The sequence below is a fragment of the Paenibacillus wenxiniae genome, from assembly GCF_039822605.1.
In the GTDB taxonomy this organism is placed as follows: Bacteria; Bacillota; Bacilli; order Paenibacillales; family Paenibacillaceae; genus Saccharibacillus; species Saccharibacillus wenxiniae.
In genome coordinates, this window is record NZ_JBCGUH010000005.1 from 321,219 (window position 1) to 343,245 (window position 22,027).

The following is a 22,027-nucleotide window of genomic DNA, read 5'->3' on the forward strand; positions in this document are numbered from 1 at the left end:
CTGAATCTGTATCTTTTCCAAGTCTGCTGTAAGCCGATGATGCTTGCAGCAGGCTTTTTTGCTTGCCATGCACCTGGAAAACATTAGATAATAAGTTCATCCATGCATCAAGTTAATCGATCCACATAAACTCAGTACAAGCTCATTCCTCTACTACGTGAATCACCGATTATCCGATCTAACCGTAGCTATACACTAGAAGTTATTGGTCAATCATGCTACAAATCGGGTATACATCAGTAAAGAAATGTATACAAAATATTGTAGCCGTACACGATATCATACACATAGGAGGATGAATCATGACCAACAAACGCACGCTTCCACTCATTGCTGTGATGACTATGGCATTAGCGACACCCGTTTATGCTGCTAACGATCTGACCGTGCCCGCTGTGAAAGAAGCAACGGTGGCAACGCCGTCTGCTCCGCAGATGCCAAGTACGCCAGCCTCTCCATCCATTTCTGCTAATTCCAGTAGTTCAAATTCCAGCAGTTCGAATTCGGGTTCCAGCTCCAGTAGCAGTTCGAGCAGTACGAATGGTAGTGGCAATAGTTCATCCAGTTCATCCACACAGGCGAATCTAAACAATCGACTCGTAAATGTTGCTGGCTTCGATTCTGCCAAGCAGTTTACCGGTTATTTTGCTAACCTCAAGCGAGCGGTAGCGAAAGGGAATCTGGATGCGGTCGCTAAACGTGTCTCCTACCCACTAGCTGTTAATCAAGCGGATGGCAAACGGCGTAGCATTTTGAATGAGAAACAATTTCTGAAAGAATACAGCTCGATCATGACCTCAAAAGTGCGTAATGCACTGGCTAATCAAAACGTGAATGATGTGTTTATTAATTATCGCGGTGTGATGGTCGGGAATGGCGAGCTATGGATCGGAGTTGTAGGCGGTAAGCCGGGGATTTATGCGGTGAACCAGTGAGCGTAATAGTGGTAAGATGGCGTTGGGTATTGATTTAGGTATTGATTTAGGTATTGATTTAGGTATTTGCTTCACGAATTGCGCTATGTATTGCTTTAGGAATTGCGTTATGTTGCGTTATGTATTGCTTTAGGTATTTCGCGATGGACTGAACGTAATTTTTCATTTGTGAAAATAAAAGAAGCAGGATTGAAAGCTGTGATGTGATGGCTTTCGATCCTGCTTTTTCGTGCTTTGTGTTTGATGTGTGTGGGTTTCTTGCGCATCCACTCCAGGCAGAGAACATACCAACGACCTCCGGTTAAGCCGGGATACTTTGAATGGTAGGCAAGATGGTGGATCCCGGCTTAAAGGTCGGTCTTTTGGTATTGTTCTCTGCCTTCCGTTTCGTACAGGGAGGTGGATTAGGTGAACTTAGTGAACTTTACGCATTTTGCGAAATTAGCTGATTAGCAGACTTTAAGGACTTAACTTACTTCACGAACTTTGCGAACTTTGCGAACTTTGCGAACTTTGCGAACTTTGCAAAATCAACCGACTTCGATAGATCTGAAACTTTTACAACGAAATAAATGTCAAATGCTAAATCGCCATTTTCAATTAACTTCAATGGGTATGGAAATTATATCTTTTACTTTAAAAACGTAATACTGCACGGATATACGCGTAGTATTCAATGGTACTACTATCGACCGTGACCACAATAGATAAACTATTCCTTTTTAGATACATGAAGTACACGAAGTACATAAAGTACATAAATACAGTTAAAGTAATGACGTTAAGTTTGAAAAATACAGATGGCTGGCTTAGCTGTTAGGACTACATGTCGTACTTCCTGTACACACTCCGTAAGTTACGCCAAGCATTATTTCCCCTGGAACATGAGCTTGACTTGATCCATCGTGAGCACTCTTTTATGAAAGGGTGGGTACTCTTTGCTTTTCGGATCGTAGACGCTATCCTGTGGCAAATTGATGGCGTAGATGTAGTTGCCCTTCGCAGCGATACGGTCACCGTAAGGGACTTCGTCGGGTAACTGAGCATTCCAGACGGCGCGTGGGATTGCCATCAGCGTAAGGACAGACTGACCGTTATAGCTGAAATCGACGACCTCGGAGCTATCCATACCGGGTGGATGATAGATCGTTGATTGGATGCCTGTTTTCCAGGCGGGTGGATAGTAGAAACGGAAGTGCTTGCCTTCGTATACTTGCGTCTTCGTCTGGATGACGGTATTGATGGTTGGATTGACGAGTGCAGTATTGGATGTACTGGATGTTGATTGAGCTGCTATGGAAGACGTTTGCTTGGAGATCGAAGTGTTCGATGGCGTATTTGCTGCGATCGCATAAGAATTAGTGAGCGATATTGCTGCGGTACTGGCAAGCAGTATGCCCAGACTCACCGTGAAGAAAAGCTTACGTTTATGTGGCAATAGATAGGTGTTTGGAATAACTGTTGGATTCGTGGTTGAGTTCCGTTTACTTGCTAGGTGATCGGGAGCATGTACATAGGTGTCCGTGTGATAGGATGGTACGGATGAATTGGTTGGATGGATTGGGTTCGTTGGGTTTATTTTGCTCGTTGGATCGGTATCGATGTTGCGGTTGAATTTCATCGGTGTATCCCTCCATTTTGATAGGCTAGTGTTTTGCTTTAGCTACTTACCTAATTCGGAGTGGATAGGGATATTTCCTGCTGCTCAGGTAGGATCGATATGTTCGTGTAGGACAGATCAGCATGATCGGTACGAGATTGTGTGCCATCCTGCTTTCATGCTGATCTATCACCGAACGATGGGTATGCTTACGAGCTATGATTACTTTCTACTGCTTTTTGCTTTCTCATTGCCCTATTTGCAGAGCGATTTAGCGAGACTTGGCTGGTATCGGTTGTTCCAGGCGCTGCTCCCGTTCTAACGATCTTCTAGTTCTATGAACAACTCTGCTTTGCTTACCTTTCCAGAGCGTCTGCAACGATTCGAAATTGGTCAATAGGACACCGCATAATACAATACCTGCGCCCACAGCGACCATCCAGCTCATTGGCTCGCCGTATAGCGCCCAGCCAATGAGCAAGGCGAGTACAGGAGAAATGTACAGCCATGTCGATGGGAATACCGGATTTGTACGCGATACGAGCCAGTAAAAAAGTGTATGTCCACCCATCGAGCCGACGATGATCAAATAGAGCAGTGAACCGAGCGCCTGTGGTTCTAGCATCGCTCCCACATGAATTTGTCCGCGCTCGGTTAGCAGTGATAATAGGAGCAGCATCCAGCCACCGTGCATGAGCTGTGCTGCATTTTGCGCGATTGGTGATACGTCCGTCATGTTGGAAGACACCTGTTTGGAATACACAGCGCCGCTTGCATAGCCGATCTCGCCGATAATTACGACCGCACAGGCGAGCATCCACAAACCATGTACCGTACCGGACAAGCCTGGCAGCATGAGTAGCCCGACTCCGCCCAGACCAATAAATGCACCGACAAAGGCAAGGCGCGGCACATTCACCTTGAGCACCAGTGCACGAATGAGTAATACCATCGCCGGTCCCGTTGCCGACAGCAATGCGCCAACGCCCGAAGTTACATATTGTTCTGCCCAGTATAACGCTGCAAAGGTTACAAAGGTCATACTAGCGCCAATCCACAATGACTCCTTACGCAGCAGAACAGAAAAGCTTGTCTTTCCGCATAGACGCATAATGACCATCAAGATCAACCCTGCTACAAAGAAACGGACACCTGCACTCCAAAATGGAGGCATGCCTGCGTCCACTCCTACTTTAATGGCTAGAAAAGTTGTACTAAAAATAAGGCACATGATGGCATAGCCGAGCATAATCATCTGTCATTCCTCCTCTTGGTTCTGTTATTGTATAGGAAAAGAAACAGAACAGATGGAGTAAAGCAGAACAGATCGATAGGTATGCGCAGGCGATCGCGATAAGATGGAAGAAGCAATAGGATAGAAATACGCGAGTAGTGAAGTGCTGCGTACACGTATACAAGTTTGCGTACACGCCCTGGTGTTAATGCGAGATATATTCATTTTATGGCTACTTGTACTCAGGGCAATACAGCCATGCTACAAACTTTAATATCATCCTTACTACCAACTTCATTACATCCCTTAACGATATCGCTGGAAAGGAGCTTTGATGATGACATTCTCTCGTAACGCTATATCTTCCGAACACATCGATGCTCATGCATCCGCTAATTCTTCATCCATCCATTATCCACTGACACCAACATCCCGATCGATCGAGCTACCGGACACATCCACTCGTGTGTCGTATCGGCAGATCAGTTCCTATATCGAAGCACGTATTCAGCGCGGCGACTGGCAAGCGCATGAGCGTTTACCGTCCGTCAGACAGCTTTCGCGAGACAGCGGTATGCATCGCCTAACCGTATTTAAAGCGTATCAGCATCTAAAAACGCAGGGCACGATCTATGCGCGCAGCAAGTCCGGCTATTATGTCGCACCACCTGCCGTACACACGTTGACGAATGAAAATGAGCTGGAGCCTGCACGCTTTGATGGCACGCTCAATGAACTGCATCATCTGCCTGCACGCTTTCAATTTTCACAGGCGTTAATTGATCCCAATCTGCTGCCGAATCATTATTTTACGGAATATACGAAAAAGGTATTCGATCTGTATCCGAAGCTGCTCGGCACTTATGCCCATGTACAGGGTGATCTGGAACTGCGGCAATTGCTGGCACAATACTTTAGTCAGCATTCACGTTTCTACATCGAACCAGAAGAGCTATTGATCGCCAGCGGTGCGCAGCAGGCGATTTTCCTTATTGCTGAAGCCTGGATTCGTCCAGGTGATTATGTGCTGGTGGAGTCGCCTACCTATGCGACTGCACTGGACGTATTTCGGCAAAAGGGCGCACGCTTTCTTGAGGTAGATATCGATGCGAACGGCTACAATATCGAGCAAATTGATCGTCTGATGCGCCAATATCGTCCGCGTCTGTTCTATCTGAATCCAACCTTTCACAACCCGACAGGACTGTGTATTCCCGCCGAACAGCGCAAGCAACTCGTCGATCTGGCGGCACAGCATCAGTGCCTGCTAATCGAGGACGATACATGTAGCGATATCTACTTTGGCGCTGCGCCGCCTCCGCCTCTATTTGCTTATGATACCGAAGGGTATACGATTCATATTCGTAGCTTTAGCAAATACATTTCACCCGGTCTGCGGATTGCCTGTATCGCTGCCAGACAGCCGTGGATGCACATGCTCATCTCCTGCAAATCATTGACTGATGGAGGCACACCACTGCTGAATCAGAAAGTATTTTTGCACTATTTTATGTCCGATCGGTTGCACCGTCATCTGGATACGCTGCGCATTGCCTTGCGTATTCGTATGGAAAGAATGCAGGATGAACTGCAACAAACGAACTGGCGCTATACTGAGCCACAGGGCGGTCTGAATTTGTGGATCGAGCTACCGCAGGAATTATCTGCTTCCCGTTTGCTCAGCTATGCCTTAACAGAGGGAATTAGCTTCGTTCCCGGCTCCTTATTCGATCATGCGAAACGTCCCAGTCAGCATATTCGGCTGAGCTTTTCTTTTGCTAACGAGATGCTGATTGAGCAAGGGATGAAAGAACTGATCCGTATTGCCGACGAGTTATAAATATGCAGGATTGAACAATATCATTAGCTTAAACACACGGTTCATCCGTGTACATACCCGGCGCTAGCGTAGAATGCTAGCGCTTCATGTTGTTGGACGATTGGATCGTGAAGAACATAATCACTTCATAACTAAATTAACCGTCATGCTAGTTGGACATAAACCTAGTCTGTGCTTAGAAAAATGTCCAAACTGAGCATGACCAACCCCCCTTTAAAAAAATCGATTTCCTCTTGATTTGCCGGTTGGCTCTGACGTGCATTCGCTCCAGGTGTTTAGCCAGGTTTCAGGTGCAGAGCGATGGGATTTGGCTTGCGTATCCCCCTTAGAAAATAGGGATGATCCAAGATGAACGCAAACTCGCATCACAGGCCTACATTCTATCCGAACAGACATTATCGGACAGAGATTATTTTTCCAAATTCAGCTTCGCTGGTGACAGACGTAATACGCCATTCTCGTAACGGTACGTAGCGTCCAATTCACCGATAAATCCGGTCATACCGACTTGTAGCGAATAGATCGCTGTCAGCTCATTATGATCTACTTTGAACTGTTGTACCGCCCCTCCGAATACAGGCGGTTTGCTGGCAGCAGGCTGCTCGGGCAGCCCTTTTAACGCCAGCGAATGTGTTGTTCCGTTTAGTTTCAGTTCCAGCTGATCGCCATGCACGCTAGAACTGAATTGACGGGCAATTCCACTTTGCGGCGATTCGACCGGAATATTTTCACCATTTTGACTGAATACCTGCACGGTGTTTAGCTCCATTCCGGTGCCATAACCGGAAGTCAGATTTACGATGATCTCCTTCTCACCGTCTCCGTTCAAATCCGCCTCCGCTACCCACGGGGCGTATGTCGGATTCTGTACCTGCTCTCCTGGTAGACTGCACTGAAAAACAGGGGTGCGTATCGTCAAATGGTTGTACATGCCATTCTCATCCAGCTCTCCTTCGATCATCACGCCAAGAGCGCTATCGGCAAATACTGTTTCACGCTCACCTGTTGTTTGATCGGCAGCGTCTGCCGTCATCACACCTGAATTATCTACCGTAACCGCGTTCACACGAATCGGGGTCGAACTTGCACTTGCAAGCGTTTGACACGAATGTAGACGAGTCGCAGAGATCGTTTCCACACATACTGCACTTAAAATCAATGCCAAAAACAGCCATTTTTTCATATTCTTTTTTATATTCAAAGGATTGCCTCCTGAAAAATTATGCTTATTATGCTTTCATCGATCGTTTTCATGCTCCGCCTCGGAAAATCAGACAAAGCGGAGCCTGTTGCCTGACTGGATTATTCGGTTTCTTCCTCTATGCTAAGCTTTATTAACCATAATTGCCAGAAAAAATTGAAAATTTCCGAACAACCATTAATAATAAAGTCAGCAATATAAAAATACCGAACATGTGTAGCTATTTTTGTACACGGATAACAATAAAAGGGTTGTGGAACAAATACATTCATCCAGAAATGAAAGAGAATTTCTTACCAAAAGGAGTCTACCATGATCACCATTCGCGAAATGAATATGAACGATTATGAAGCGATGTACCATCTATGGAGCAGCACCGAAGGCATGGGATTGAGCGAAGCTGATGCTCCTGAACAAATCGACCGCTATCTTAAACGCAATCCAGGCTGCTGTTATGTTGCAATGAACACTAAATGTTCTGCTGATCATTGTATTGTAGGCAGCTTGCTCGCTGGACATGATGGACGCCGCGGATTCTTATATCATATGGCGGTAGCGGCTGAGATGCGCGGACAGGGCATTGCCAGACAACTGATTGCACGCAGTCTGGCAGCGCTGGCAGAGCAAGGAATCGATAAAGCGCATTTATTTGTCATGAGTACGAATGCAGAGGGGAAGTCCTTTTGGACAGCAAGCGGCTGGCAGAAGCGTACAGAACTGGACGTCTTTTCCCGGGAAATAAAAAGCTCATTCCCTGAGTGATGGAATGAGCTTTCTAAAATACAACTTTATAAGGCGCAGTTTATGTATTGGATCGATTATATATTGGATCGGTTTCGTATCCAAACGACCGTCCTGCTCGGTAGCATGAGATTACAACTTATCTATCCAGCGGAATCATAGCAAGTTAATGCAGCTGATAACGAGCATGTCTAGCCACACCTCATCTTAATGAGCCGACGACGAATCCTGAGGTTGTTTTACAATATAACGGCTAAACAGTGCCAGCGTGCAAATGACCAACAACCAGTACACTACACCTGACACGATAAAATAATCGTACATACTATCGATGTTAAACCACGAATCCATCGTTAATCCGTACATGATCAGCCAGACAACGAGAAACACAGGAATGATCATTACCGTTAAAAACATACTCCAGCCCTGACGAAATACATACTTTAAATCATTCAAGCTATAAATGGCTCCAAAACCAACCGAAATCACAGCCAGCATAATGGCATCTCGACCGGACACGCCTATGATCAAACCGCTCACGACAAAAGAAATGGCATATATGCCTACATACGCTGCCAGTCGTTGTAAATTGTAACTTATATGCTCTTCTTTATTGTAGCTGAGCCAGTTCATCGCTTTGATTACCAGACTCGTATACAACATAAAAACAACAATCAAATTAAATGAACTCCCACCATCGACTAGACCGCCTAACCACCACCCAGATAGCGCAGATAAGCCTATAGCGGCTAGAATTACACCCAGACTGAGCTTCCATGACATGTGCTGTCTCCTATACTCGATCATATGTCATCCCTCCTGTATAGACCATTTTCCAATAAGAAGAATTATTGGAAACGTCTACAACTTTGATTGTATTATACCTTTATTTAATAAAATGTGAAAACGGGGCGCGTCTTGCTACGTATAATCGTTTATCTAACTATTCGCTAAGGATGCCAGTAGACAGATTCCTACATGCGATCGGTAGACTCATTGTAACGATAGAAGGCGTTAAAGAAGTCTTTTCCAGCCCCATCGTTTACGCTATGATAGGGCTAAACGTACATCATATACAGGGGGACTGCATGTGAACTCAACGATTACTGAAAATGTAATTCGCACACGAACCAAGCTACGCCGGGATACGCTTATTTCGGTGCTGGAGGAATTTGATAGTGTTATTATGCAACTGGACGAATCGAAACGAGCGGAGAAATATCGCAAAATGGCGCAGACCGCGTTTTCCTTTTTTCGCGGAAGTGCATATTTGTTCTACTTTGATGCGACCCGGCATTATTTTCCGTATCATACGCCAGACGATCGTCCAACGTGGATTCAGGGCGACCTGCACTTTGAGAACTTTGGTGCGTTCCGTAATGAATCGGGCGATATCGTCTATGATGTGAATGATTTTGATGAAGGTTATGTCGGTTCGTATCTGTATGATGTGTTACGCATGTCGGTGAGCATCGCCCTCGTCGGTCGACAGCTCGGTTATGATCGTGAACAGCAATGGAATGTACTGGAGCAATACGCACTTACATATTACAAACAGATTCGCCGCTTTGCTTCAGGTAAAGATGATCCCGGCAAGTTCCGTATGGATGAAGAGCACGCAAACGGTGCGATTCGCAAATTGCTGCGTAAGCTGGAAAAGCGCAGACAGGGTCATTTTCTCGAAAAAGTGACTGCGGTCATGCAGACAGATCGTGTCTTTTTGGAAAATAGTGAGCTGGTGGTGCCTTCTACGCAGGAGCAACAGCTATTGGAGCAAGCATGGGCGGACTACCAGCAATCGTTGCTCTGCTGCAAGGATGATGTGTCTCACTATAAGATAAAAGATATCGCCATCAAACACGGCTCTGGCACTGCATCAATTGGACTGGATCGTTATTATGTGCTGATCGAAGGAGGTATCTTGCAACAAGGACAGGATGATATCGTGCTTGAGGTGAAAGAAGTGCGTGCGCCGGTGCCTGCTTATTTCCTGCCCTATAGTGAATCGTTCTGGCATAGCTTTGCTCATCAGGGGAAACGGGTAACGACGACGCAGCAAGCGATGCATCATCGAGCCGATCCATATCTGGGCTTTATCACCTTAGAACAACGCGACTTCTATGTGCGCGAACGCTCGCCTTACAAAAAGCGCCTCAAGCTAGAAAATATTACGAGCCTGAATGATATGCAAAAAATCGTAGCGAGCATGGCCAGTTTGACTGCCAAAATGCATGCTCGTGCTGATGCCGATGTGAGCAGCGGACTGCTCGACTACCATAGCGAGCGTGAAATCGCTCGTGCGATGGGTGATGAACCGGATGCGTTTGCACACCATATTTCGCGCTGGGCTTACGCTTACGCGGATCAGGTGGAACGGGATTATGCACTGTTCTGTGAGTGGACGTCACCGCTGCGTGCTAGTGCAGATGAAACGGCAACGGAAGCGGCGGAAACGGAAGTGGAATAAATAGCGTTAGATGCAGCTAATACGTTACAGCCATTTGTCTGAACGCAGTTATGTAGAAGCTTATCGCTCGTTTTAGAAGAGCATATTGGTTAGTATGGATGATGTACGATGATTTATAAATGTGTAGACGTATTGATTGATTCATGTGTAGATTTATTGGTGCATAGATGCACATACTGCCATAATAGCGCACAGCTACCTCTGTATTGAAATACGCACGCTCATGACTATCGTTCAGCAACTAAATACGAAATCGTATGAAAACAACTCCCGTTTCTTTATTAGAATCGGGAGTTGTTTTAGTTAGGTTAGCCGCAGTATCCATGTAGAAACTAACGTATGTTACAGCATACCAGAGCATTTCTGCAAACTTATATAGGTGTAAGCAGCATGGGAATCTACCATTTACTTCTAATCCGTACATTTCTGTGCGATAACGGAGTCCGTGCTTTTATTCCTTCCTGGAGTGTTATCTGCCCCAGCACACACCATTTGCGTACACGTCCTCACATCGCCCGGTTAGAATTAAGAATACACGATTCGATCTCCATCGGTAAATGTATAGGTTTCAGCCAGATATTCACGGCTTTGCAGCGCTAACTTGCGTACACGTTCCAGATCCACGTCGACCAGTTGACCATTACGCTTTACTGCGCGTCCGGCGACAAATACATGCTCTACATTAGAGGGTTGAGCAAACTGGACGACCGCGCCAATTGGATCGATCACAGGCAGCAAATTCAGATCGGATGCGCGAATCATGATCAAGTCGGCTTCATAACCTGGCTTGAGCTGTCCGATCCGGTGATCCAACTTTAACGCTTTTGCTCCGGCTGTAGTCGCCATCTCCAGCGCCTGTGCTGCCTGCACATTCAGCTCGCCCGGCATATTGCCAGACGCAATAATCTCTTCATTCACCCGTGCCCGTTCCGCTTGTAATGCAAACTTCATCTGCGTGAACATCTCGCCTGCGGTAGACGTCACCACATCCACACCAAGTGCTGGCATACCGCCCTGCTCCATAAAGAAGCCTGTCGCCGGATAACCATGTCCCATCATCATTTCCACTTCCGGTGTTACCGATAGCGATGCTCCAGTATCGGCTAGCATACGGTATTCATCGGTCAGCATTTTGTTGCCGTGCACCATGTTTAGATCGGGTCCTAGCAAGCCAGCTTCATATAAACGGGTAACCGAATGATCGTGTGCACCCCAGTTACCAAATCCAATATGCATCGAACAGACAGCATCCAGCTCACGCGCGATACCGATCTCTTGTACCGTTGTATCCCAGTGACTAAATTCAGGCCCACGAATGGCCAGTCCCAGTGTGAGTAGCTGATCATTGGAGGCAAAATACTGCTTTTTCACCCGATACACATCGTCCGATAACAGGAGTCGACTCTCCCGATTCCAATAATCCGTCTCTCCATTCACGCCAAGCGCAAATACCGCTCTCATCCCGGATTCCTGCAAACCACGCACAAGCTCATCGGTATGCTCAGGCGAATAGGGCATGCTCCAGTCGAGCAATGTGGTCACCCCGGAGTTAAGCGCTTCCAATGCGCCCAACAAATTAGCGATATAACTGTCCTGCGGACGTAAACGACTGCCCAGACCGCCATAATATAAATTTTGTAAATAAACAGGCAACGACCAGTTCGTCCCTGCTGTACGCACAAGCGATTCCCATACATGACGATGCGTATCCACCAGACCCGGTAGCACAATCATACCTGTCGCATCGATGGTCTCGTAATCATGTTCCGACACTTGCAGATTCGGACCGATCAGCTCAATACGTGAGCCGACGATGAGCACATCGGCTTGTCGATAACTGCCCAGCACACTGTCCATCGTTAAAACAGTTCCATTTTTCAGAAGATAGCCTTTAGTTTGCATAAGATTTTCCTCCTCCATGATGTAAAGGGTGTAAGCTATTTTGCTTTGCAAAATCGCTTTTCATTGCACCACGTGTTAGAAGAACGCTAACACTGGAAAATGTAAGCTATTTTGCTTTGCAAAAATCACTTTTTCATTGCACCACGTGTTAGAAGAGCGCTAACACTGGAAAATGTAAGATATTTTGCTTTGCAAAAATCGCTTTTTCATTGCACCACGTGTTAGAAGAGCGCTAACACTACAAATGGTAATTTTAGGATGTTCATGTTACATGATAACTTATAAAAAAGTTATTTACAATGGAAAAGTTAGTGAAAAAGAGCTGCTTTTGATAAATGACTGCACTTGCCGTTTAGCATTGCTTGATGCAGGTGCATATTTCATAAATAGAGTAGTTGATACTTTCAATTTAAGTTGGTCAATGAACTAGCATGTAGCAAAATTTTTGGACTGTTTAGATGCGCAAACTCGTATCGATATACGATGCACAGAACGGAGGACAGAAATAAGACAATGGACGAGTTATAGTGTTAGCGTATTCCTAACACAGGGTTCAATAAAAAGTCATTTTTGCGGAAGCAAACTACCTTACGTCTGCCAAGCACCGGAATCTACAATAATTCCTACTCCATCGATTTCTGTGCGATCCGGGTGTCCATACTCTTCTTCCTTCTCGGAGGAGTATACATCCCATAAGCTAAGCTCGTAATTACACAAATTTGAATGAATCGAAATAGCCTCTCCCTCACAACCTGTAGGTTGCATGGAAGAGGCTTGCGTTCGTTTGTGCACTTATTGTGTAGAGAAACAGCAGTATTGAACCAAACGTTTATTTTACCGAACCGCGAGTAACTCCGCTAATGATCCATTTTTGGGCAAACAGGTAGATGATGACCATTGGGAGCATTGCCAGTAGATACGAGGCGAATGCGAGATTAAAGTCAGTGTTAAATTGGCCCTGGAAAATGTATTGTACGAGCGGCAACGTATACATATTCTGGTCGCTGACGATGATGAGTGGCAATAGAAAGTCATTATACGTCGACAGGCAGACTAGGATACCGACCGTTGCGTTGATCGGTGCCATCAGTGGGAAGATGATGCGCCAGAATGTGCCCCATGTGCTTGCTCCGTCTACGGTAGCAGCTTCCTCCAGCGCGACTGGAATCGAACGGATATAGCCGACATAGACGAATACGTTAAAGGCAAGCGCGTACACGGTATGCAAAATGGTCAATCCGACCAGATTGGTCATATGCAGCGAGGCAGTCAGTTTGACGATCGGCAGCATAATGATCGGAAATGGAATGAACATCGCGCTAACAAAGTAGAAATACAATCCTTTGAAAAACTTGCTGCGCTGCATATTACGGCCGATTGCATAAGCGACCATCGAGTTCGTTAGCAGCGTCAGTACAACGGTGCCGGTAGTTACGAGCACACTATTGCGGAACGCTTGAAAGAAATTTGTCACTTCAATCGCATTAGCAAAGTTATCAAAACGCCAGTGTGTAGGCAGTCCGAATAGCGATTGTGCCATCTGCTGCGGGTCTTTAAGGGCAATCGTGAGCGCCATATAGAGCGGAAACAGAATGACAATCGTACCGATGGCAACGAGAATGTTGATCGGCCAGTTCGTTTTACGTGTATCCTTCATTACATATCCATCTCCCTTCTTTGCAGGAAACGAATCTGCACAATCGAAATGACCGCGATGACGATAAAGTAGATTACCGAGTTCGCGGATTGATACGCAAACTCACCGCCTTCAAAACCGCCAGTATAGATCAGAAATGAGATCGATTGTGTCGCACGACCGGGACCCCCATTGGTCAGGGCCACGATCTGGTCGAACACCATCAGTGCATTTTTCATCGCCAGCACCATATTGATCGTGAAAAATGGTGCGATCAGTGGGAACGTAATACTCCAAAATTCACGCCATTTGCTAGCGCCGTCCAGGCTGGATGCTTCGTACACATCACCTGGGATCGTTTGCAGACCTGCCAGATACAAAATTGTGTTCAGCGCAATCCCTTGCCATACCGCCACGATTACGACGCCAATCCAAGCAAGGCTTTCATTACCTAAAATATTGGTCGACAGCGATTGGATACCGAGCGTCTGCCCCCACACGGTGAACACGTTGGAGAACAGATAGTTGAAGATGTAACCGACGATTAACACACTCAAAATATTCGGCAGAAAATAAATTCCCCGGAAAAAGTTACGCAGTCGGATGCTAGCATTCAATCCGAGCGCGATCAACAAACTGAAAATGTTGACTAGAATAGTCACCACAACGGCAAACTTGATCGTAAACCAGTACGCATCACCCACTACATTGTCGGTAAACAGGTTCACATAGTTGCGTAAGCCGATAAAATCGTATGTTTGACCAAACCCGTTGTAATTTGTAAAAGAATAATACACACCCTGGATGGCCGGCAGTGTCAGGAATAGGAAAAATAGCAGCACTGCGGGAATCGTCATCCAGTAGTAGGTAGACATGCGTTTGGACATGGGGATGGCTCCTTTCATACTGTTGGTGGAAGCTTAATTTTTACAGGTGCGTGGGATGTACCTCTTAAAAATAAAGTTTGCTCGTTTGTGCTCGCAGACATAATGTGCTTGAGCAAGTACCACTCCGGCAAGGAATAAGGGGACGGACTCCCGTCTCGCACAGGAATCTACGGAGTAGGAGTAAGCTGTAGATTCCCGTGCTCAAAAGTCGTCCTTTCCCCTTATTTCCTTGCCTCCGTTCTGTGCTGCTTGCAGCATGTTTGCTTGTGCATTTTAAAACGGCAACCTTTGAAAAAAGTGACCGCTAATCAAAGTAGCTTTTTAGCGAACATTTGCCTGGGTGCATCATTTGTAAAGAAGTTAAGCTTCTTGTGGTGGGGATAGCAGTTAGAAGACCATGATGAATATGCGAATAGGTACTGAATAGTGCTTTGGTTTATTTTGAGATATGAATATATTTTGGTACGTTGGCTTTGAGCATGTTAGGGAAAATAGTAAGCTTTGGCATGTTTGCTCGCTGCTATGATGTAGGTACAGCATGTGCTGTTTTGTAGCTCATCATGAACATAGTGATTAGGTGGAGTCGTTTGATTCTGGTGACCTTTATAATGGAATAAAGGGACGGTTTATAAGCACAGGTACAGGTACAGGTACAGGTACAGATACAGATACAGATACAGGTACAGGTACAGGTACAGATACAGATACAGATACAGATACAGATACAGATACAGATACAGATACAGGTAATTTTAAGTTATTAGAAATGCAGTTTAACTCTCAACTTCACTATCTTTCCTCTTAACTGGCTCGGCGGGCGGCTACTTTGTTCCATTCTTTGTCCAGGGTGTTTAGGAAACCGTTGATGTCTTTGTTTTGTAAAAAGGCTTGGACGGTTGGGTTGAGTTGGACGGCGCTTGGGATGTAGTGGTCGACGAAATCGACGATTTTGCCCTGTTCGAAATATGGCAATAAGCCGGATACGCTGTCGTCTTTTTGTTGTACGCCATCGACGGCGGAGAACAGGTTTTGCTGGTCGATGTATTGCTGGCTGTTTTGCGGTTCCAGCAGGAAGGACAGGAATTGTTTGGCTTCTTCGGGATGCTCGGTTTGGGCGGAGATCGCCAGTAAAGTATCAACGCCGGCGGTGAGCTTCGTTTGGGATTCGTCGTTGCTTGCTGGTAACGGGAAGAAGCCCAATTTGATGTCCGGGTTCACTTTGCGGATTTCGGAAATCGCCCAGCTGCCTTGAATGTACATCGCCGCTTGTCCGTTGCCAAATGCGCGGTTTCCGTCGGAATAGCCTTTACCGAAGTTATCGTTATGTCCGTAATTCAACAGTTCTAGCTGTTTTTGGGCGACCTCCTGATAGGCGGCGAGGAATGTTGTTTTGTTCTCGCGACGTTCTTTATAAAAATCGATGCCGACGAGCGAGCCGCCCATATCGTTAAATGGCAGATTGCTTTGCCAGTCATCTTTGTACGTAAAATAAAATGGGATCACGCCTGCATCTTTAGCTTTTTGTGCGGTTGCAATCAGCTCATCCCATGTCTTCGGAACCGACAGGCCAAGCTTTTCAAAAATCGCCTTGTTATAAATGATACCGCTTGCATTAAGCGCAAATGGAACGCCTGTGACTTCCTGCATGCCTGTCACATCGCTTAGCATCTGTACATATTGTGGATTCACCTTTTTCAACAATGGATCATTGGTCAGATTGAGAAAAATCCCACTCTGTGCCAGCAAGGAATATGTATCTGTCGCGCCCATACCGATTAGATCAGGTACTGCATTTTTGACGACACGCGTTTTGAGTACCGTCTCGGCATCCGGCGGATTCACCTGACTTACGCGAATGTTCGGATGTTCCTTGTTAAACTTCGCAATCAGTTCATCAAAGCTCGCTTTCGCTTCCGGCTTGTTCTGGAAAAATTCGAGCTGCACGACATTGTTGCCAGCTGTATTGCTGCCTCCACATGCCGTTAATATCAGGACAAGCAGCATCGTTGCAATCCATGCACTTCCCCATTTTCTCATGCGATCATCCCTTTCAAGATTAATACATTGAACGATAGAAACGAATGATCTACATTCCCATCTTGTGCTTGGCCCATGCCTTGCCTGTACGCGGGCGCTAGTTGCTAATTATGCAAACGCAAGCCGCCTAAGATGCGAATGAGAACGGTCTCTACCGGTCATGACGATTGACTACTACAATAAACGTCTTGTGAAGCGCTTACAATAAGCACGAAGTCGGAAAAAGGTGGATGAATAGGATGATTTTATTATAGTTTGTGCATTTTAAGCAGTTCCTTTTTCCCATACATCCATTACCCTTTTCATTGCTATCTAAACTGCTTTATGCCGTGTTTTTTTGCAAGTTTTACCAATCTGAACTTAGCCGAATAGCGTGTTCCGTTTTTTTAATAGGGTAGGATTTTAGATATGGATTTATCCTTTTTTCTTAAAAGAGAATTACAGTGGAGTGCTGTAATAGATGAGCAATAAAGTTTGAGATGGATACGTGATGGAGTGTGCGATTATATTATGATGAAGTACGGTGGCTATGAGAGGGATAGACGGAGCGAGATCCTTTAGCCATAGCTATGACGAATGAAGTAGAAATCCACTGCATCGGGTAGAGTGAATACGATCAACATCTGTTTTACGTGTGAACATATTGTCGCAACGCTTTCAGATGGTAAGATAGAGAAGAGAATGATGGAACGAAAGGAGGAATAGATGTGCTACATCCGATTCATCCGCTTGTATATGCCGGGCTTGGTGCAGGCGTAGTCATGTATTTATTTGGACTGCTGCTGGCTTATTTTTTCCCCAAGCCTCGCTTTTTACGCTTTTTGCCGGGATTGCTGGGCGTGATGGCGTGCGTTATTTTACTATTTCAGGCTTTATCTAAACAAGCTGGAGGTCAAGGGATCGCTGCCTTCTCACTTGCTTTAATCGGTATGTGTCTGATCGGACTTGTATTGCTGATGTTTCAGCTCTTTTACCAGTTATCTCGTCAGCAGACCCGTGACAAAGCTTAGTTTGTTTATTGGGATTTGTGAGCCTATTATATGTACATCTTTATATTATGCATGCATAGCGTAAGCTCGTGGATCACATGTACTCATATTCAACATGATATGTACAGGAGGTGAACCGATGGGATTTTTATTTGGCATTAGTGGTGGTACTGCGCTTGTACTGCTGGTGATTAGTATCGTACTGGCACGACGGAATCGGCAGTCACGGACGATTCCGTTTGTACCTGGGCTGATCGGAGTGCTGCTGGGAGCTATTTGCATGTTATTCAGCCTATTTCAGGCTAGCTTAGAAGGCGCCATGTATTTGATGATGTCGATTATGTGTATCGTTGGCGCATTGGTAGCGTTGTTCATTATGCTTATGATTGGACAACGGCTTTCGGGACAACGCAGTTAATACTGCACTAGGGCTGCACCGTTCGCCATCGCCAACAGCCAGTTCATTTCTGCACGGATGCAGAAGGAACTGGCTGTTTTATGTTATACACGGTTGCGATCATGGGATAGCTCATTAGGATCATCGTACTATCGAATCATCGCATATTCTAATTATTATGCCTATTCGCTTACGACTCCCCTCCATGTAACGCCAACGGTGCCATTTCCTCATAAAAGGTAAGTCGATTTTTCCCCGCACGTTTGGATTGGTATAACGCTTGATCGGCCATACGCATAATCTCAATCGGATTGCCGCTAGCTGCTGGATAAGCGGCGGCACCAATGCTACAGCCAATGACAATTTTCTGATAATCCAATACAAACGGGCGATTTAAGCTTGCAATGATGTTTTGTCCATATGCTGTTGCCTGTGCCACTAGCTGATCCCCCTCGGTACGCAGCACAACGAGGAATTCATCACCGCCAAGTCGCACGGTAATTCCGTCTGCGCAGCCAACCTCATTCAAGCGCTGAGCGACCTTTTGCAACAGATGATCGCCTGCCTGATGACCGAGCGTATCATTTACTTTTTTGAAGCCATCCAGATCGATATACAGAAAAGCTAACTGCTGTCCCTGTTCATCTACCGATGCGATCGTCTGCTCCAGATAGTTTTCCAGTGCCGTCCGATTGGGCAAACCTGTCAGATGATCATAATGCGCGATCGTCTGCATCTGATCCAGCTCTACATCCTTTTGCCCCAGTGCGTACACCATTCGATTCAGCGAACGTGACAACATACGAATTTCTTCAAAGCCAACGTTTTCTGGCAATGTGACATCCTCACCAGCAGCAAGCCGATCGGCACGCTTCGTTAGACGCAAAATCGGCTGTGCAATACGTCCAGCCACAAACCAACCGATAATCGCAAACACGACTGCTGCACAGATCGCCGCGACCACACTAAAGCGATTTAGCTCTGCAACAGAAGCTAGCGCCGTCGATTCGGGCTGACGCACAAGCACCGTCCAACCGAGACCTTTATAATCCATATAGCCTTTACCGTAGGCATAGCCGGTCAAATACGTTTTGCCATCCGGCCACTGCTCCAGCTCCCAGCCGTTTCGTCCTGTTTGCGCTTCGCTAACACTGCCCAGATGGAGCGGCTGACCGACCATATTATTCGGTCCAAGCAGCACCGTCTGATCGTTACGGCTAACGATAAATAGATCGACATTGTTATCTTCACGCCGCAGAGAGGATAGCATGGAGCGCTTTACCTCACGTGCCCACTCCCAGCTCATATGCGCAGCCAGCACGCCGATCGTTTGACCGGAACGATCCGTGACAGGAAGACTAATATCGACGAATTGCAATGGTTCGCCGCTTGGATTCGGCAGCAGCTTGGCCAACAGTACCGCATCATGCACATCACCGATAAACTTTTGCTTGATCCCTTCTTTGTATACCGGACGCTGCGATAGATCCTGTCCGAGCAAAATATTACCGGTCGATGCGATCACTTTACCACGAGTATCCATATACCCGATCCATGAAAAGGAAGGAACGCTCGTCTGAAGCTGATCGAGCATCTCATGAATATCGTCTTGATCGATCGAATCGATCAGCACGGGTAAACGGGCAAGCAGATCCATTTCACCTGAACGTGTCCACATAAAATTATCCAGCTTATCTGCCGTATCGTATGCCGTGCTGGATAACGATGCTCCAATCTCTTCTTTCACACTGTGAGCTGAATAGCGATTTAATACTAGCCCGAGTGCGATCGACAGCACCAGAGATAGCACAATAAAGATGAGTACCAATCCGGTACGCAACTTGAAACTCATATCATTTCCTCCGTATCTCTATCTCTATATGTATATTGCCATGTTACGTATGCAACGCTTATGATGCTCGCTATCTTGCTGCTCTAAACAGTATCGGTAAAAGTGGTGGTTTTCTGAAGAAAGGAGTGTAGTATTTTGTATGAAAACGGCGTTTTGTGTCGAATTTTTACTCGAAATTTAATCCAGAGAGATAATCTACAAATAGAAAATCTATTTTATAAATTATTTTTTTAAAGTAAATAGCGTTATTTTCAATATAAAATCATCCAAAAATAGCTTATCTATTTTAATATCACTTTGTTATACTATGTAAAGGAGGGATACTATGCTATCTAAATTTTCAGTAAGTAATTTTTTATCAATTAAAAACGAGTTAGAAATTTCATTTAATCACGCTTATAATAGCGCTGGTATTTTTAAAGATAATATTTTGTTCGAATATTACGAGAATACTCGGAAAAGAGCAATTTTGAACGGCTCATTATTACTCGGTGCGAACGCTTCAGGTAAAACGAACATTCTCTTGGCACTTCGTATTATGCGCGAATATTTTATGAATAGTATTTCATTTCTAACACCAGACGATATTGAATTGCCACTTGTTCCATACAAATTTGATGACAATCACTTATCTAAATTTAATATTGAATTTGTCGCTGAACTTATATCAGCAAATACGAATGATCCACAATCCTATTTTATTAATTACGAATTTTCATTTGACCATTCATCCCAAAAAATTGAATATGAAGCATTATATTATCGTAAAGTGTTAAAAACTAAGCTGGATCAGCCTGTGTATATTTTCAAACGCTCCTATGATGTAATTGATTTTGTATCTCCTGAAATCTCTCAAATTTTAGAAAAAATTAAACAGGAAAATATTGCTCATAAACTCGTATTATCTTTAATACTATTTGATATTAACAGGACGTTTTATCAGCAAGAAATTCAGACATTGAGTTTCGAAATTGCAGAGACCTGTGGAGAATTTTTAGTCGACAAGCTACTATTTGATACAAGTAGCGATAACTTGAATGAATTCACACAAGAAGTAAATAAAAATCAAGTATTCAAAAAGTATATTTTACAAAATCTCAATAATTTTGATTTTGCTTTGACTGATTTTAAAATTGAAGATGTAACCGATGATGTTTTAACTTCTCTTTCAACAGCAGATTTTTTTAATGGAATGCCCGCAACTATACAAAAAAAAATGTTGAATGATGCCAGAAAAAATAAACACTACCGAATTGAAACTATTCATCATGTAGAGGATGTAAATCACACCTTACCTATGGGCATAGAATCAGCAGGTACACGTAAATTCCTCGCAAATTCTTTGCCAATCTATGAATCCATTTTAAATGGGGGCATCTACATTAGCGACGAGTTTGAGAGCCATTATCATTTCAGGCTACAAGAAGGAATCATAAACAACTTTTTGAACGAAGGTAAAGAAAATCGAGCACAATTTTTGTTAGTTACTCATAATCCATATTTATTAAACCCTGATTTTTTTGCTAAGGAACAGATTTACTTTGTGGATAAAGACAGAGAAGCAGAGAGCACTTTAGTATTCTCGTTAAAAGAGTTTAAAGAAATCACATACAATAATCACAACTGGTCTCAACTCTATATAAAAGGTAAACTTGGTGCTGTTCCAGAGGTGATCTTCTAAATGAATATGTCACTAAGAAGAACCATTCATATTTTATATGAAGAAGCCTCTATGAAAAGTAAAACGATTAATTCCAGTGAGCATTTTTATGTAGAACATTCCTTCCGCAGAAAAGCGAGCAGAAATACAAATATCATTTCTTACGGCAAAGACAAAGAAAAAGATTTCACACGAGAACTTCGAGCAAGCATGAAAAAGAAAAATAATATAGATTCTTTTTACATCGTATTGGATACCGATTTCGATGTTGCTCGCACTAATATATCGCAGATTGAGGCCAAACTAGCAAAATTAAATAAACAATATCCATCTGCTAAAATCATATTGTCTAGCCGTAGCTTTGAATGTTGGTTGTGTATGTACAAACGTGATCTATATGCTAAACCTTTTACAAGCCAGGAAGATTTGAATCGGGATGTTAAAATAAACAACCATACTATTTCTGATTATGAAAAAACAAGAACTTGGTACCAAAAGAATGCCGATAATCAAACACATATTCATTTTTTGGCCTCTTTATCTCCTGTTAGTTATTTCGATGTACTTTTGGATGATATTTTACAGTCGTAAACATATATTTGAACTACGTATATACGATTGCTCGTTGCGAATTAAATAATGATATAGA

Annotated in this window: 18 protein-coding genes; 9 read left to right on the forward strand and 9 right to left on the reverse strand. The window is 44.5% G+C overall.

Features of this window, described 5'->3' with window-relative positions:
- Positions 1-302: 302 nt before the first annotated feature.
- The gene (locus tag AAHF22_RS12060) at positions 303-935 is read left to right on the forward strand and encodes a hypothetical protein (RefSeq protein ID WP_347325255.1); all 633 of its coding nucleotides are present in this window, start codon (positions 303-305) and stop codon (positions 933-935) included.
- An 868-nt stretch (positions 936-1,803) separates the two neighbouring features.
- Here the strand turns inward: AAHF22_RS12060 and AAHF22_RS12065 are convergent.
- Both AAHF22_RS12065 and AAHF22_RS12070 read right to left on the reverse strand, forming a co-directional pair.
- Positions 1,804-2,556, reverse strand: a complete 753-nt coding sequence (locus AAHF22_RS12065) for a hypothetical protein (RefSeq protein ID WP_347325256.1) — start codon at positions 2,554-2,556, stop codon at positions 1,804-1,806.
- A gap of 250 nt (positions 2,557-2,806) precedes the next feature.
- Complete coding sequence (locus tag AAHF22_RS12070; RefSeq protein WP_347325257.1) at positions 2,807-3,790, reverse strand: DMT family transporter; 984 nt, start codon at positions 3,788-3,790, stop codon at positions 2,807-2,809.
- 316 nt (positions 3,791-4,106) lie between these two features.
- On the opposite strand from AAHF22_RS12070, the gene AAHF22_RS12075 reads away from it, so the two are divergent.
- Positions 4,107-5,609: an aminotransferase-like domain-containing protein gene (locus AAHF22_RS12075; RefSeq protein ID WP_347325258.1), complete on the forward strand. Its 1,503-nt coding sequence runs from the start codon at positions 4,107-4,109 to the stop codon at positions 5,607-5,609.
- Positions 5,610-6,018: 409 nt separating this feature from the next.
- Here the strand turns inward: AAHF22_RS12075 and AAHF22_RS12080 are convergent, their stop codons facing one another.
- Positions 6,019-6,810 carry a hypothetical protein gene (locus tag AAHF22_RS12080; RefSeq protein WP_347325259.1) on the reverse strand — a complete coding sequence of 264 codons (792 nt, stop codon included), beginning with the start codon at positions 6,808-6,810 and terminating at the stop codon, positions 6,019-6,021.
- A 312-nt stretch (positions 6,811-7,122) separates the two neighbouring features.
- Between AAHF22_RS12080 and AAHF22_RS12085 the strand changes: the two genes are divergently transcribed.
- Positions 7,123-7,572 (forward strand): GNAT family N-acetyltransferase, encoded by a 450-nt coding sequence (locus AAHF22_RS12085; protein WP_347325260.1) that lies wholly within the window; start codon positions 7,123-7,125, stop codon positions 7,570-7,572.
- Between the two features lie 186 nt (positions 7,573-7,758).
- On the opposite strand, the gene AAHF22_RS12090 is transcribed toward AAHF22_RS12085, so the two are convergent.
- On the reverse strand, positions 7,759-8,334 hold the full coding sequence (locus AAHF22_RS12090) for a hypothetical protein (RefSeq protein ID WP_347325261.1): 576 nt from the start codon (positions 8,332-8,334) through the stop codon (positions 7,759-7,761).
- 307 nt (positions 8,335-8,641) lie between these two features.
- Between AAHF22_RS12090 and AAHF22_RS12095 the strand changes: the two genes are divergently transcribed.
- Positions 8,642-10,018: a DUF2252 domain-containing protein gene (locus AAHF22_RS12095; RefSeq protein WP_347325262.1), complete on the forward strand. Its 1,377-nt coding sequence runs from the start codon at positions 8,642-8,644 to the stop codon at positions 10,016-10,018.
- Positions 10,019-10,543: 525 nt separating this feature from the next.
- On the opposite strand, the gene AAHF22_RS12100 is transcribed toward AAHF22_RS12095, so the two are convergent.
- From AAHF22_RS12100 to AAHF22_RS12110, 3 genes are all read right to left on the reverse strand, one after another.
- A complete protein-coding gene (locus tag AAHF22_RS12100; protein ID WP_347325263.1) occupies positions 10,544-11,920 on the reverse strand; it encodes an amidohydrolase family protein in 1,377 nt (458 codons plus the stop codon).
- A gap of 829 nt (positions 11,921-12,749) precedes the next feature.
- A complete protein-coding gene (locus AAHF22_RS12105; protein ID WP_347325264.1) occupies positions 12,750-13,577 on the reverse strand; it encodes a carbohydrate ABC transporter permease in 828 nt (275 codons plus the stop codon).
- On the reverse strand, positions 13,577-14,443 hold the full coding sequence (locus tag AAHF22_RS12110) for a carbohydrate ABC transporter permease (RefSeq protein ID WP_347325265.1): 867 nt from the start codon (positions 14,441-14,443) through the stop codon (positions 13,577-13,579). The genes AAHF22_RS12105 and AAHF22_RS12110 overlap by 1 nt, the downstream gene beginning before the upstream one ends.
- A gap of 577 nt (positions 14,444-15,020) precedes the next feature.
- Between AAHF22_RS12110 and AAHF22_RS12115 the strand changes: the two genes are divergently transcribed.
- On the forward strand, positions 15,021-15,248 hold the full coding sequence (locus AAHF22_RS12115) for a hypothetical protein (protein ID WP_347325266.1): 228 nt from the start codon (positions 15,021-15,023) through the stop codon (positions 15,246-15,248).
- Here the strand turns inward: AAHF22_RS12115 and AAHF22_RS12120 are convergent.
- The gene (locus AAHF22_RS12120) at positions 15,245-16,480 is read right to left on the reverse strand and encodes an ABC transporter substrate-binding protein (protein WP_347325267.1); all 1,236 of its coding nucleotides are present in this window, start codon (positions 16,478-16,480) and stop codon (positions 15,245-15,247) included. The two genes, AAHF22_RS12115 and AAHF22_RS12120, sit on opposite strands and share 4 nt — an antisense overlap.
- A gap of 707 nt (positions 16,481-17,187) precedes the next feature.
- Between AAHF22_RS12120 and AAHF22_RS12125 the strand changes: the two genes are divergently transcribed.
- Positions 17,188-17,490, forward strand: a complete 303-nt coding sequence (locus AAHF22_RS12125) for a hypothetical protein (RefSeq protein ID WP_347325268.1) — start codon at positions 17,188-17,190, stop codon at positions 17,488-17,490.
- A 118-nt stretch (positions 17,491-17,608) separates the two neighbouring features.
- On the forward strand, positions 17,609-17,887 hold the full coding sequence (locus AAHF22_RS12130) for a hypothetical protein (RefSeq protein ID WP_347325269.1): 279 nt from the start codon (positions 17,609-17,611) through the stop codon (positions 17,885-17,887).
- Positions 17,888-18,056: 169 nt separating this feature from the next.
- Here the strand turns inward: AAHF22_RS12130 and AAHF22_RS12135 are convergent, their stop codons facing one another.
- Positions 18,057-19,718: a diguanylate cyclase domain-containing protein gene (locus AAHF22_RS12135; protein WP_347325270.1), complete on the reverse strand. Its 1,662-nt coding sequence runs from the start codon at positions 19,716-19,718 to the stop codon at positions 18,057-18,059.
- A gap of 325 nt (positions 19,719-20,043) precedes the next feature.
- Here AAHF22_RS12135 and AAHF22_RS12140 point away from each other — a divergent pair, with 325 nt between their 5' ends.
- On the forward strand, positions 20,044-21,399 hold the full coding sequence (locus AAHF22_RS12140) for an AAA family ATPase (RefSeq protein ID WP_347325271.1): 1,356 nt from the start codon (positions 20,044-20,046) through the stop codon (positions 21,397-21,399).
- Complete coding sequence (locus AAHF22_RS12145) at positions 21,400-21,969, forward strand: RloB domain-containing protein (RefSeq protein WP_347325272.1); 570 nt, start codon at positions 21,400-21,402, stop codon at positions 21,967-21,969.
- The last annotated feature ends 58 nt before the right edge of the window (positions 21,970-22,027 follow it).

What these genes read in the sequence shown, in the direction of transcription:
- AAHF22_RS12060 (WP_347325255.1), top strand. Translation starts at nt 303, where the DNA reads ATGACCAACAAACGCACGCTTCCACTCATTGCTGTGATGACTATGGCA.
- AAHF22_RS12065 (WP_347325256.1), bottom strand. Translation starts at nt 2,556, where the DNA reads ATGAAATTCAACCGCAACATCGATACCGATCCAACGAGCAAAATAAAC.
- AAHF22_RS12070 (WP_347325257.1), bottom strand. Translation starts at nt 3,790, where the DNA reads ATGATTATGCTCGGCTATGCCATCATGTGCCTTATTTTTAGTACAACT.
- AAHF22_RS12075 (WP_347325258.1), top strand. Translation starts at nt 4,107, where the DNA reads ATGACATTCTCTCGTAACGCTATATCTTCCGAACACATCGATGCTCAT.
- AAHF22_RS12085 (WP_347325260.1), top strand. Translation starts at nt 7,123, where the DNA reads ATGATCACCATTCGCGAAATGAATATGAACGATTATGAAGCGATGTAC.
- AAHF22_RS12090 (WP_347325261.1), bottom strand. Translation starts at nt 8,334, where the DNA reads ATGTCATGGAAGCTCAGTCTGGGTGTAATTCTAGCCGCTATAGGCTTA.
- AAHF22_RS12100 (WP_347325263.1), bottom strand. Translation starts at nt 11,920, where the DNA reads ATGCAAACTAAAGGCTATCTTCTGAAAAATGGAACTGTTTTAACGATG.
- AAHF22_RS12105 (WP_347325264.1), bottom strand. Translation starts at nt 13,577, where the DNA reads ATGAAGGATACACGTAAAACGAACTGGCCGATCAACATTCTCGTTGCC.
- AAHF22_RS12110 (WP_347325265.1), bottom strand. Translation starts at nt 14,443, where the DNA reads ATGTCCAAACGCATGTCTACCTACTACTGGATGACGATTCCCGCAGTG.
- AAHF22_RS12120 (WP_347325267.1), bottom strand. Translation starts at nt 16,480, where the DNA reads ATGAGAAAATGGGGAAGTGCATGGATTGCAACGATGCTGCTTGTCCTG.
- AAHF22_RS12130 (WP_347325269.1), top strand. Translation starts at nt 17,609, where the DNA reads ATGGGATTTTTATTTGGCATTAGTGGTGGTACTGCGCTTGTACTGCTG.
- AAHF22_RS12135 (WP_347325270.1), bottom strand. Translation starts at nt 19,718, where the DNA reads ATGAGTTTCAAGTTGCGTACCGGATTGGTACTCATCTTTATTGTGCTA.
- AAHF22_RS12140 (WP_347325271.1), top strand. Translation starts at nt 20,044, where the DNA reads ATGCTATCTAAATTTTCAGTAAGTAATTTTTTATCAATTAAAAACGAG.
- AAHF22_RS12145 (WP_347325272.1), top strand. Translation starts at nt 21,400, where the DNA reads ATGAATATGTCACTAAGAAGAACCATTCATATTTTATATGAAGAAGCC.